Origin of the sequence: Sphingobacterium sp. xlx-130 (assembly GCF_011007405.1) — a bacterium.
Lineage (GTDB): Bacteria > Bacteroidota > Bacteroidia > Sphingobacteriales > Sphingobacteriaceae > Sphingobacterium > Sphingobacterium luzhongxinii.
Genome location: NZ_WFKN01000008.1, coordinates 112,666 through 126,761, shown reverse-complemented (window position 1 = coordinate 126,761; position 14,096 = coordinate 112,666). Strand labels below are relative to the sequence as shown.

The following is a 14,096-nucleotide window of genomic DNA, read 5'->3' as shown; positions in this document are numbered from 1 at the left end:
TAATTTAATATTATGGCATCCAAAACACCTTCGCTCCATTCAGATCTGTTTTTTGAGCAGGTGTATTCGGGTTTTTATTTACCTCATCCTGATTAAACGGCAATGAGTTCGGAAATTTTCTGTTAAACAGTATAATCACCGAAGGCAAGCTTTCACCTCCATTACCTTCTAATGGTGGGGTAATTTTACCATCAACAAGATTTGCAGCGGAAAACAACACTGGATATCCGGTTCTCCTATAATCATTATACTGATCAACAGATGACCCAACACTAGATAACCATTTTTGTGTCATAATAATTTCCATTTTTTTCGTACTATTTCCTGAAGTAAATTCATCCATAACTCCAGTGATATAACCAGTAGCAGCAGAAGATGTCGCTAATGTAGGAATAACTTGAGTAGATCCATTTTTTGAAACAACATAGTCGACCATTTTGAAAGCCTCCTTAATTGCAGATTCCAATACTGCTTTTGCATCTCCTGTTATTGTACCATCCTGTATTAACTCCGCTTTCAAAAACAAAATATCTGCATTAGTGATTAAACGGTATGGAGCCGCCCCAGTTCCAGAAGTAGCTGAAGCAGAACCACCTTTACCGTCATCATATCGTCCTCCCACTGGGTATATCCCAAAAAGAGAAACTTGATTCTGTACATTTGAACCTCTCTTAGGGCCTTGAGATCCAAAATACTTCGAGACAAAACCTCCGTCTCTATACTCCAACTCTGTATTTGCTGCATCAGATGCTTTCATTTGATTATAAAAATAATACGGAATACGCGGATCAGTTAGTCCTTCAAATATACTTGTGTTATAACCGGCCATTATTTCGTAAAGCCATGGACTGACGTGCATAGTTCGTTGTGTTGCAAAATATTCGCCAAATCCGGGATTACGATCATCTGTTGCCTCATTCTTACCGTATGGAATCATGAAAGCTTCAGCGTTGGTGCTAATCATATTATTTTCCGCAATTAGCGCACTTATCTGGGCTTTTACATCCTCTTTTTTATGCACTTGCACTAATAATTTAAATTTTATAGAGTTTGCTGCTTTTACCCAATTATTAACACTACCACCATAAATCAAATCATCTGCAGCTGGCTTTTTTAAATTTGTAGCAGTCGTATTCTTCAGATCCGCGACACCTTCATCTAACAAGGTTATCAATTGCTTATAAATGTCCTGTCCCTTATCATATTTAGGATATAAGATCCCTTCAGCAACTTTATTCGCTTCAGTAAATGGAATATCCCCATACAAATCCACTAGATAAGAAAATGTATATGCCTTAATTATTTTAGCGATACCAACATATTGAAGATTTCCTTCCTCTGTTTCTTGCTTAATAATAATATCTGCATTTGTCAATACATCCCTATATGAATATTGCCATCCTTGTGACGTTTCAAAATCGTTACCAGCAGCACCATATTGATCGTAATCGCCGTAATGAACCATCTGATGCATATATGCCGATAAGCTTGTACTAAACCCCGAAGTCATGGCTAAACTCTGACCTATAAATTTCTGAATATGAGGTAATAATATCTTAGACTCTAACTCAGATGGATTATTGGGATCTGTGTTGATATCTAGTTGCTTGGAACACGAGACTGATGTCAACAATAACCCCACTACCACTATATTTCTAAACATTTTCATAATTTCTTAATTAAAATCTTGCAACTAAATTAAAACCATAACGCTTTGTTGTTGGCGCCGCAGATAACTCAACACCTTGAGAAGAAGAAGAACCGTAGCTAGCAACTTCTGGGTCAAAATTTGAATACTTAGGAAAGTTCGGGGCAAAAAACCACAGATTTCTTCCTGTTACACTCAAACTCACCCCTTTTATGAATGAATTATTAAAGATCGCTTTCGGCAATTCATAGCCAATTGAAACTTCACGTAATCTGTAAACAGTGGCATCATAGATATTCCACTCCGTTGCAGTATTGATAGCAAAAGTTTGACCAATATCTGGATTTGGAGAAAAGTACAAATCATTTACGGTTAACTTTGTCTGGTTCCAAATTTTATTCTGTGCTCCATCGAGAATTGGCTTTCCAGTAATGGGGTCTCCATAAACACCTGGTAGAATCGCGTTGTACTCGCGTCCCTCCGTATCCTTTGTAACACCTCTACCTAATAAGGAGCTGTTAGTTACAGAATACATATCCCCCCCTTTTGTCCAATCAAATAAAGCTGCAAAAGAGAAACCTTTATAAGTAACCGTATTATTAATACCTAACTTGAAATCGGGATTTGGGTCACCAACCATATACTCCTGGGTCTTATCCTCGATCATACCTCCCGTAGCAGGATTTATCAAGACATTTCCTTCGTCATCTCTATAAACCTTGGTTCCTCTCAAGTAACCAAAAGGCATTCCAGGCTCAAGATATGTAGAGATCGAACCGCTTAACATTGCTCTCAACTCAATACGCGGGGTACCAGCGATAAGTTCTTCAACAATATTTTTGTTTTTTGTAAATGCAGCAGTAAGGTTCCACTTAACAGGACTATCTGGAGATAACGGCTTGAGGCCTAAACTTATTTCAACACCTTTATTATTTATCTTGCCAAAATTCGTAAAGTACTCGTCAAAACCAGACGATGGCGAAAGAGCAATAGGTGCTAATAAATCTGTAGACGTTTTATTATACCAACTAACATCCAGATTCAATCGATTTCTAAACAAAATAAGCTCTGCTCCAAATTCTACCTCATTTGAGAATTCAGGAGTTAAATTAGGTGATTGAAATCTGTAATCAATATGCCCCGTAGGCTTACCAAGAAAATTATTTTCAACAACATAAGTAGTCAACAAACTATATGGATCCGTGTCCCGTCCGACCTTTGCCCAGGCCGCCCGTATTTTCCCAAAACTCAAAATATCACTTTCTAGGCCCAAAGCCTCAGAGAACACAAAAGCGCCTGAAACACCAGGATAAAAATATGATCTCGAACTCTTAGGCAACGTAGAAGACCAATCATTACGGGCGCTTAAAGTAAGATACAAGTACTGCTTATAGTCAAACGTTGCGTCAGCAAAAAGTCCCATGATTCTTCTTTTATTAAAAAAATCTATATTGAACAACTTTTGCTCCGTATTTGTTAAGTTATAAATTCCTCTTGCAATAAATCGCTTCCCTTCATCTTGGTTACGATCAACAATGCGTTGGTTATAGTTAAACCCTATTACACCAGTAAGAGAAATTTCATCCGTAATTTTTGGTGTAAACGTACTTTTAAACGTTGTTTCTAATTCTTTGGTATCCCGTTTATCAATAATCAATGCGCCAAGCCCTTCTTTTGCTCTAGATGAAATTTCGTAAACCTCATTTCTATTCATGAACCCTAAATTTGCACCTAAATTATAGTCTAATTTCCACCAATCATTGATTTTGAAATCTGCTGCAAAAGAACCTAAAACTCTATTCTCTAGTGTCGTAGCGTAATTATTGTAAGCAGACCACATAGGATGATCAAATTGCCCTGCTCCGAGCCAATTCAAATTATTTCCAAGCTTATCAGACCATGGCAAAGATCCGTTCCAATTACGAGCTAAAAATAATGAGCGAGCAAACGATGAAGCCGCACCGTCAACCTGATTTTCTCCAAAATAACCACCGACTTGATTAGAATTTGTATAAGCTAAACTACCTCGCACATTCATGCGCTCTGAAACTTTCAAATTTCCCCCAGCAGATAAATTATATCTTTTAAATGAAGAATTTGGTACATACCCTTTGTGATCCATTTGAGATAAGGTCACATTGAACCCAGATTTTGCCGATCCTCCAGCAAAATTTATCGAGTTCTCTAAAACACGCCCAGTTTGAAATAAATCCTTAACATTATTAGGATAAGCTCTATAAGCAACATTTTTTCCAAAAAGCTCTGGATATGCTGCCAAATATGGGCCCCAAGTGGGAATGCTATCAATCGTCCCAAATTTTGGTCCCCAAGAACCATTAGATGCTGAATAATTAAACTGAGAACCCGCACCATATGAATTCTGATACTCCGGAAGATTTGCTATGTTTTCCAAGGAAATGGAACTTCTTAACGTTACCGATGTAGGTTGGTCTAGCTTCGCACTCCCAGATTTAGTTGTAATAATAACAACACCGTTGGAAGCTCTGGAACCATATAAAGCTGCTGCTGCAGACCCTTTCAACACGTTGAAGCTTTCAATGTCATTTGGATCTAGATTTGAGATACCCGAAGAATAAGCTGCACCTCCTGAAGTCATGCTACTAGATTCTACCATAGAATTATCATACGGCACCCCATCAACAATAATTAAAGGTTGATTATCACCAAAAAAAGACGAATTACCACGAACTTGAAAACGTGTCGCCGCTCCAGGAGTTCCCTGAGAAGTACGAATATCTACCCCTGCTACTTTACCTTGCATAGATTTTAATAAATCTGGTTCAGAATTTTGCAATAAATCATCCGGGTTAACTTTGGTAGTAGCATAAGTTAAGCTCTTCGCCGAACGTTGTATTCCCATAGCCGTTACCACGACCTCTTCTAAAGAATTGTCTGCAGAAACTAGACTTACATTAACAACAGAGCGTGAATCAACCTTAACTCTTTGCGAGGCATATCCAATATAACTATAATTTAAAGTCGAACCTTCGGGCACAGATATTGAGTAGTTACCTGCACCATCAGTCTGTGTAGCGGTAGAGCTGCCAACAACTGACACAGATACTCCTCCAATAGGAGAACCATCTGTTGCAGAGGTAACCTTCCCACTCACTTGCCGATTTTGTGCCATCGACACGCCGATAAGGCATGTCAGCACAAAAAATAAACTGAGTAATTTTTGTTTCATGTGTTTATGTGTTTAGTTAAAATTTTTTATAACAAATTATACAACGCAAAATTTAGATATACTATCACAGTCCCATACCTAACACTTATTAGACACAGATGGAAAGTTTTATCAAAATCTGATAAAATTAAAAACAGAACTAATAACGATTGCTAAATCTGAGTTGTTAAGAAATAAATTAGATTCGTACCCTTGGTAACTGTTCGGTTCGACTCCGGCTTTAAATAATAATTTAAATCCAAAGACGAGGGGATAAATTGAGTAATTTTTGTTTCATGTGTTTGTATGTTTAGTTTTTACAATTGTTTGTTGTTAGTAGCGTACTATCTTAGCAGTGATATTACTATGCAAACATATAAAAAAAAATAAAGTTTCACACTTTTTAACATTTTTTTTTCAGAAACATCACTTTAAACAAGAAAAAATACGGAATCCTATTCTAATTGTAACGATGACAGAAACTATTAACTAAACAACCAATAATAAAAACCAGATTTCAAGCCACTAATTCGTACCAGAAAAGAGATAGAAAGAAAAAATTAAACAAACAAAAAATGCCCCCCATTTTCATGAGAGGCATCCTATTAATTAAAAAATAGAACTTATCGTGTACCGCCAGCCCACCATACCTGCTCGGTATAAACGTACTGTCCATTTCCAAATGCTGCTTCCACATTTGGATTAGTCGTTGTATCATCGTTACCGTATGGCAAGCGCAAAGGAAATTTACCTGGATTTTTCAACTCGATAAACTCTTCGCCGTTAGCTTTCCATCGACGGATATCGTTATACATTTCCGTAGACTCGCCAGAAGCGCCGTAAAAAGCTAAATACTTTTGGTTAGCAATCTCTTTTAACGGGTTAGCCAAAAATAGAGCTTTTACTTGGTCATTAAAGTAAGTTGAGATATCTGCATCGGTTAAATCCTGCGAAGTCTCTGTAATTACGCCATTCGACAAAACACGTGGAGCAGAAAATGCCGCGTTGATAGAAATCTCTGAATTTTTAATAGCAGCTGTAACTGCTTCCTTCAAGACAGATTCTACCTCTGAGCTACCTTTACCTAATCGTTGTAAAGCTTCAGCTTTCAAGAACTGCAATTCATGGTAACTCAAGAACTGTGTCGGAGCTGTCTGTGCGTAAACAAATACAGAGGTCAAATATTTGTTTTGAACCTGCTCATTTTTACCATTTACGGCCAACAGATCATATGCAGCCTGATCATTACCTATATTGGCGACCTGAATCCAATTTGTAACCCGATCAATAGCCTTTGGCGGATTCATAAAGCTACGAGTAGCTCTTGGATCCTTACGCGCAATCATTTTATCTGCGATACTCTTACTTGCTGCAAGACCATCTCTAGACCACTGAAAATCAAATAAAGGATTCAGATTTGAAGCATCATAAATTTTAAACTTCGCTTCTTCTGCAGCGTTTTTAAACGACTTATCGACATCTGCAACGATCCCATTCAATACCTCTGCAGTAGCTCCTGTTTTATTTAACAGACGCATCGAATATCTGGCTTTCAATCCATAGGCAAACTTAGTCCAACTACCAATGTTACCCCCGAACAACAAATCCTGCGTTCCTACTGGACCTGATCCGTGGGTATCCCCTTTCGGTAGATTAACTACAGCTGCATCTAAATAGGCAAAGATCTGCTTATATAGTTCTTCTTGTTTATCCAATTTAGGAGCACGGACTTGCAAAGGATTAAATCCTTCAGAATATGGGACATCACCAAACAAGTCGGTCAATAGCGCTAAATTGTAAGCAGCCATCACCTGTCCTATACCTAAAGTAGTGTAGTTACCAGATTGAGATCCGCCTTCAGAACATTTTTCGATCACCAAACGGGAATCTCTCAAAGCTGTATAAACAGAACCCCACACGTTATTAAATGTAGAAGCTGCTGATACTGAGTTAAGTCTTTGTTCGGCATTCCAAAGTTGATTGTGCGTACCTGCTTCATGCTCTACATAGGCTGACAAGTACGTATTAAAATCCCCCCCTACGTTGTAAAATGCTGTACGCGTAATAATATCAGTAAGAATAAATTTTGCTTGTACATCTTTCGGCTTATCGATATTCTCATTGATCCCGTCCATAACATCCTCTGAACAAGAAGTGAAAAGTACTGGAGTCGCTAAAATTCCTATAGCGAGTAAGCCTACTATATTTAGTTTTAATTTCATTGTCGTAATTATTAGAATTTAATATTAACACCTAACCCATAACTCGACGTGCCTGGAAGTGAAAACCGTTCGAATGCGCCAGACATATTGGTATTACCTTGTGAAACCTCAGGATCAAATCCTTTAAGTTCCGACCAAAGAATGAGGTTACGTGCAAATGCATTAACGTCTACCTTTAGTTTAGATGTTTGATAAACTGGATAACCTAAGGCTACTTCCCGAAGTTTCACAAATGAAGTCCCGCGAATTGATGACTCGGAGATATCATTCATATTCGTAAAATATTCGAAAGCCCTAGATGGATCTATGACGATATCATTTTTCTCGTATTGTCCCGGAGCGACCTCTTTAACAGCATCTTGTTCAAACATAAATCCTGTTCCACTGCGGAAATCTGCTGACTTTTGAGTCACACCATAATAATCCAAAACACCTGCTGTACCGTGAAACATCTGACCGCCCTGCTTCCAATCAAAAACTGCAGACAAGCGAATTTTTTTGTATTCAAAATTCGTATTAAAGCCTAAATTAAAGTCTGGAGAAACAGAACCGATAACTTGCTCTGGACCTGCCTGTGGCATACCATCTGCATCTACGACAATCTGTCCTGCGTCATTTCTCAAGTAAGAAACACCGTAAATGACCGGAAACTTCTCACCGATACCTGCACGCACCTGAGGCTCGGTAAATCCTCCCATAAAAATGCTATTAACACCCTCCTTTAGCTCGTCAACATAGTTGTCAATCTTTGTAAAATTGAAGGCAAAATCCCATTTGAAATCTCCATCTCTGTAAGGTGCTACAGCCAGTGTCAACTCATGTGTATTGGTATGAATCTTACCTCCGTTGGTGACCAAGCTAGAATAACCTGTTGAGGCCGCTAAAGGAACCTGAAAGATCTGATCCTTTACATTCTGACGTGAGAAGGTATAGTTCAAATTCACCAAACCATTCCAGAATGTCAAATCTGTACCCACTTCGATCGCCTGCGTATTTTGAGGCCTTAGACTTGGATCGTAAATGATTGAATACGGTGTATATGAAGTAGTACCATTGATTGGATACAGAATAGGCGTACCCGAAGAAAATCCTCCTCCATAAACAGGCTTATCGTAGTAGCTCAAATAATAATCACCCGCTTGTCCCACTTCTGCATAAGACGCTCTTATCTTACCCATTGTTAAGATCGAGTTTCTCACAGACTCTAATTCTGTAAACACAAATGCCGTAGATACCGAAGGGTAAAAGAATGAACGATTGTTACGTGGCATAGAAGAAACAATATCGTTACGCCCTGTAGCATTCAAAAACAACATATTTTTGTAAGCTAACGCTAAACTCCCGAACGTACCAAACGTACGGCTATTACGCAAATTTTGTTCTGTGATTACAGTTGCCGCGTTATTAATGTTATTCCATTCCGGAAAGTTGAAATTCATACCGTAAGCATAATCTCTTCTACGCGTACGATTAACAATCTCATTACCGATCATCGCATCAAACACAAGATCCTCATTGATCTTCCAGTTGTAAGAAGCTGTCCCTAAAGAGTTCCATTCCGTAACAGAGATATGATAGTTTTCGACTTCACCGTTAGCATTGGCATGTCCGTATCCCCAAAGATCCGTATAATTAGTTGTGTAAGAATCAACACCTGCTTGATACTTAAGGATCAACTTTTGATTATCACCTAGATCTGTAGCATACTGCCCGAATCCGTTCCCAAAGAAACGCTGCGTGTTCTCAGAAAACTTGTTGTTATCTACGGCCCAATAAACACCATCGAAACCACCTGTACTACGGTATGTATTTTGTTGCGTAGGATTATTCAGGTAATAAGAAGGAATACCTTTAAGATCATAAGATGCCGGTGCTCCGTACAAGGTTGCTATAATACCGTTATTGGCTCCTGTCTGTTTTGTGATTTTAGAATTCACGTAGTTACCACTAAAACCTGTAGTCCATTTATCTGATAATTTTGCCTCGCCAGCTAGCTTTGCAGTATAGCGATCCATACCTGTTGAAGGCACAATACCATCAGCATTGGTAGCTCCTAATGACATCGCGTAGCTTCCTTTGTCAAAACCTTGAACAATATTAAACGAGTTATTATATGTGTTCCCGATCTCAAAGAATTCCTTTGCATTATTATAGGACTGTGGAGTCGCCCATGGATCTAATCCCGCATTAGCACGTTGCTGTACAAAGTATTTCCCCTCTTGTCTTCCGTATTTCTGCGTATAGGCATTATCCACACTTCCTCCATATACTGGATCTAAATGCAACTGATCTATACGTTGTCCCCAAGAAGTCGAGGACATTGGTGAATATTTACCTCCGATCCCTTGGGCATAAGTATCCTGAAAATCAGGCAACACAGACACTTTATCAAACGAAACATTAGAATTGTAAGAAATCTGAGGTTTCCCTTGCTTGCCTTTACCGCTTTTCGTAGTAATAATAATTACGCCATTAGAAGCACGCATACCGTACAACGCCGAAGCAGCCTGTCCTTTTAGGATATTAATACTCTCTATATCATTTGGGTCAATATCCAATCCTCTCGATGCATAGTCGGCACCGGAAACACTATTTCCAGTCGAAACGTCATTTCCGGAAGAAATCGGCATTCCGTCCACTACATACAAAGGAGAGTTATTACCTGTAAACGAACGTGCGCCACGGATGGTAATATTGGCAGAAGCTCCTGGCATACCCGACGAAGGCGTAACTTGTACCCCCGACACTTTACCTTGGATCGCCGTCGCTAAATTACTATTGGCAGCTTCCGTCAATTTATCGCCTTTCACTTCTTGTGTTGCATAACTTAAAGCTCTTTTTTGACGAGACTGTCCCATTGCCGTAACGACCACTTCCTCCAAAGCGTTCTCTTCGGATTCTAACACAATGTTAAGGGTGGTTTGTGTACCTACCGTAATACGTTGTGCAAGATAACCGATGTAAGAGACGTTCAAAGTCGACCCCTCGGCAACATTAATCTTAAAGACACCTGCATTGTCAGTCTGCGTAGCAGTGCTGGTACCTACTACAGAAATGGATGCACCTGCTACCGGAGCACCATCTACTGAAGAAGTAACCTTACCACTCACCTGACGATTTTGTGCAAACGAAACCCCGACAAGGAATGTAAACACAAAAATAAAACTGAGTAATTTTTGTTTCATGTTAAAGTATATGTGTATAAAAAATAATTTTCATGTCTAAACTTTGGTATATAACACAACCAATAGTTTAATGCAGACTTTAGACAGCAAATAGCAGGCTATAGAAAGCATTATAGTCTTTCCATAATTAAAGAGAAGTACAAATAGTTAGTATGCCATCATCTAAAAGAATCAGGGTGACAAATATAAGGGACACAAGTTGTCATTGCAAGTTTTTTAAATCAAAACGTTTTTCATTAAAATAAACATAATCAAAATATTCTACCAATGAAAATCAAGCAACCCCACTATTCGATTTAACATATTTTAAGAAAAATAAAATAATCAAAATATAATTTCAATCTATTCGATAAATCAAAATAAAATTTTAAGACAAACCGTTAAACTACTTAGATTTAATCCTATTATCATTTCGATATTATTTGTTCAATCATTAATATATAGTGTTAATTATTGTAACAATTTAATCCGTCAACCGCTCCCTAGCCGGATATATCACAAAGCCGCGCACCGTAAAAATTCGCGAATACAAAGCATTTTACTTATTTTTGCAGGATGAGATTTGACATCATTACCGTATTACCCTCCTTGCTGGATAGTCCATTTGCACATTCAATCTTACAGCGCGCACAAAAAAAAGGCTTGACGGAAATTCATGTTCACAACCTTAGAGACTACAGTACCCACAAACAAAAGTCTGTAGACGATTATCCTTATGGAGGAGGATCCGGTATGGTGATGCAAATCGAACCATTCGCTCGATGTATCGAGAAACTCCAGAACGAAAGAGAGTATGATGAAATCATATATATGACTCCGGACGGTACTACGCTTAACCAAGCTATCGCTAATGATCTCTCCACACGGGGCAATATCATTGTATTGTGTGGGCACTATAAAGGAATAGATCAACGCATACGCGATGTATTCGTGACACGCGAAATATCGATAGGTGACTATGTCCTTTCAGGAGGCGAACTTCCGGCAGCTATCCTCGTCGATGCTATAGTACGACTAATACCCGGTGTTCTATCCGATGAAACTTCCGCTTTATCCGATTCCTTCCAAGATGGTCTACTCGATGCTCCTATATATACAAGACCTGCTGAATGGCGTGGGCATAAGGTTCCTGATATCCTATTAAGTGGCAACGAAGCCAAAATCAATGCGTGGAGGGATGAACAACAACTCCAACGAACACAGGAAAGAAGGCCAGATTTATTGAAAGAAGAGTAGCAGTTGCTAAATAAGTAAGCATTTGCAACTTTATTTTTCTGAAAGAATCTATCTTCAAAGGGTATCAAGAACTTTCATGATTCTATTGATAATTCAATAAAATCATGAAAGTTTTATTTTTTTAACAAAAAGAGTTTGATTATTTAAAAATTATTCTAAATTTGCAGTGTAATGATGACACAAAGTACATATCAATTTTGGTGGTGGCCTGGAGCAAATAGCGTCGGGAGGCACCTCTATTGGTTTTCAGAATAAGGATTTTTTTAATCAACCAAAACCATAAATCAAAAGCCCGACGTATTTCGTCGGGCTTTTTTTGTTTAATATAGTTACAAAACCAGAACCTTCGAAAAAAAAGCGCTTTAAAAACTGAAAAAAATAAATAAAGACTTACCAACAATTAAACATATATGACATACGCATTCAAAACAAACCACAAAAAAATACTAGCTGACACCACCACACCAGTTAGTATCTATCTTCGTATGCGGGATATCTTTCCAAACACTATTCTACTCGAAAGTTCGGAGTATCACAGCCGGGACAACAACATCAGCTATATCTGCTGCCAACCGATTGCCGGATTAGCACTCAATGAAAATGACTTAACGATTAGCTATCCAAACCAAGAAAAGATTGTCAAACCAGCCTCATCCATCGACTTACGAACTGAAGTATCCGCTTTTAGGCAATCGTTTCAGGAAGAATACCTAGCTGACACAAACGTCATTTCCAACGGATTATTTGGCTATTTCACCTTCGACACTGTAGCACATTTTGAGGATATAACCCTCACCGCCAAATTAGAAGACGCACGAAAAATTCCCTTTTTACAATACCATGTATACAAATATGTCATTGCTATCGATCATTTTCGCAATCAGCTTTACATCTTCGAGCATCTACTTGACGAGAAAGAAAGCGACCTGGAACGTATCGAATACTTGATTCAAAACAAAAATTTCCCAGAGTATTCTTTCTATACAACAGGAGAAGAGAAATCAAACATGACCGATGAATCGTTCAAAGCACTTGTTGACAAAATGAAAGCTCATATACGTAGAGGTGACGTCTTCCAAATCGTACCTTCTCGAGGGTTTTCAACATCATTTGCAGGCGATGAATTCAATGTATATCGAGCCCTGCGTGCCATCAACCCTTCCCCTTACCTATTCTACTTTGATTACGGAGACTTCAAGCTTTTTGGTTCTTCACCGGAAGCACAGCTCACCATCAAAAAGGGAGAGGCAACCATATACCCGATAGCGGGAACCTTCAAACGTACGGGCGACATGGAACAAGATGAAAAAATAGCCGAAGAACTAAAAAATGATCCAAAGGAATCGGCAGAACACGTCATGCTGGTTGATTTGGCCCGCAATGACCTTAGTCGTCACTGTACGAACGTTCAAGTCAAATCATACAAAGAAGCACAGTACTATTCCCATATCATCCATTTAGTCTCCAAGGTATCGGGAAAACTAACGCCTAGTGCCAATCCATTTGACGTCGTCGGCGACACCTATCCCGCTGGCACACTATCGGGTGCCCCAAAACATATGGCCATCACGTTGATAGATCGCTATGAAGGAATGCAACGTTCTTTCTACGCAGGGGCAATCGGCTTTATGGGCTTCAACGGAGATTTTAACCATGCCATCATGATACGTTCCTTCTTGAGTAAGAAGAATGTATTACACTACCAAGCTGGAGCAGGTATAGTATTGGATTCGGATCCAGAAAAAGAACTACAAGAAGTAAACAACAAAATAGCTGCACTGCGCAGAGCCCTTGAAATAGCACAAACCCTATGATACGTCCTCTTGAATACTGTGAGAATACGACACATCTCACATCAAGCATCGAAACTATTGATACCAGAATTTTGGAATTACTCCATTTACGCAAACAGTATATGGCAGAAAAACAAAAGAGAGGAAATACAAACGACACAGAGTTCGTAGATTTGATAGCGACCAATAAAGAAATACAGCAACTAGTGGAAACCAGTCAATTGTTACAAGATGAACAAAGATAAAATTTTAGTCATAGACAACTATGATTCTTTCACCTACAACCTAGTCCATTTGTTACAGGAATTAGGAGTAGACTACGAAGTCGTACGTAACGACAAATTCAATCTGGACTATATCGATCAATTTGAGAACATATTGCTATCTCCGGGCCCTGGTATACCCGAAGAAGCCGGACTACTGATGGACGTAATCCGAACCTACGCATCCAAAAAGCGTATCTTGGGGATATGTCTCGGCCAACAGGCGATTGCGGAAGTATTTGGCGGCAAACTTTTCAACATGTCAAGACCCCTACACGGTATAGCTTCATCCATCATTATCACCGACAAAGACGAGAAGCTTTTTCAAGGCTTTCCCGAAGAATCAAAAATAGGACGATACCACTCTTGGGCTGTCGATGAGAAAAGTTTACCGGACGTTCTAAAAATCACTGCTATCGATGAAAATGGAATTATCATGGCCATAGCACATAAACAGTACGATGTGCGCGGAATGCAATTCCACCCGGAGTCGATATTGACCGATAATGGAAAGAAATTAATTGAAAATTGGTTGAAATGAAGTTAAAAAGGTTATGAAGGT

Annotated in this window: 8 protein-coding genes; 4 read left to right on the top strand and 4 right to left on the bottom strand. The window is 38.8% G+C overall.

Annotated elements, in window-relative coordinates:
• Positions 1-10: 10 nt before the first annotated feature.
• From G7B18_RS14490 to G7B18_RS14475, 4 genes are all read right to left on the bottom strand, one after another.
• On the bottom strand, positions 11-1,669 hold the full coding sequence (locus G7B18_RS14490; RefSeq protein ID WP_164111088.1) for a SusD/RagB family nutrient-binding outer membrane lipoprotein: 1,659 nt from the start codon (positions 1,667-1,669) through the stop codon (positions 11-13).
• Positions 1,670-1,679: 10 nt separating this feature from the next.
• Positions 1,680-4,856: a SusC/RagA family TonB-linked outer membrane protein gene (locus tag G7B18_RS14485; protein ID WP_164111086.1), complete on the bottom strand. Its 3,177-nt coding sequence runs from the start codon at positions 4,854-4,856 to the stop codon at positions 1,680-1,682.
• 602 nt (positions 4,857-5,458) lie between these two features.
• Complete coding sequence (locus tag G7B18_RS14480; RefSeq protein ID WP_164111084.1) at positions 5,459-7,057, bottom strand: SusD/RagB family nutrient-binding outer membrane lipoprotein; 1,599 nt, start codon at positions 7,055-7,057, stop codon at positions 5,459-5,461.
• Between the two features lie 11 nt (positions 7,058-7,068).
• Positions 7,069-10,242 carry a SusC/RagA family TonB-linked outer membrane protein gene (locus G7B18_RS14475; RefSeq protein WP_164123234.1) on the bottom strand — a complete coding sequence of 1,058 codons (3,174 nt, stop codon included), beginning with the start codon at positions 10,240-10,242 and terminating at the stop codon, positions 7,069-7,071.
• A 555-nt stretch (positions 10,243-10,797) separates the two neighbouring features.
• On the opposite strand from G7B18_RS14475, the gene trmD reads away from it, so the two are divergent.
• The 4 genes from trmD to G7B18_RS14455 all read left to right on the top strand — a co-directional run bounded on the left by trmD (position 10,798) and on the right by G7B18_RS14455 (position 14,075).
• Positions 10,798-11,478, top strand: coding sequence for a tRNA (guanosine(37)-N1)-methyltransferase TrmD (gene trmD, locus G7B18_RS14470; protein ID WP_164111080.1), 681 nt, complete (start codon positions 10,798-10,800; stop codon positions 11,476-11,478).
• A 410-nt stretch (positions 11,479-11,888) separates the two neighbouring features.
• On the top strand, positions 11,889-13,292 hold the full coding sequence (locus G7B18_RS14465; protein ID WP_164111078.1) for an anthranilate synthase component I family protein: 1,404 nt from the start codon (positions 11,889-11,891) through the stop codon (positions 13,290-13,292).
• Complete coding sequence (locus G7B18_RS14460) at positions 13,289-13,516, top strand: hypothetical protein (protein WP_164111075.1); 228 nt, start codon at positions 13,289-13,291, stop codon at positions 13,514-13,516. The genes G7B18_RS14465 and G7B18_RS14460 overlap by 4 nt, the downstream gene beginning before the upstream one ends.
• Positions 13,503-14,075 carry an anthranilate synthase component II gene (locus G7B18_RS14455; RefSeq protein ID WP_164111073.1) on the top strand — a complete coding sequence of 191 codons (573 nt, stop codon included), beginning with the start codon at positions 13,503-13,505 and terminating at the stop codon, positions 14,073-14,075. Before G7B18_RS14460 ends, G7B18_RS14455 begins: the two co-directional genes overlap by 14 nt.
• Positions 14,076-14,096: the final 21 nt, after the last annotated feature.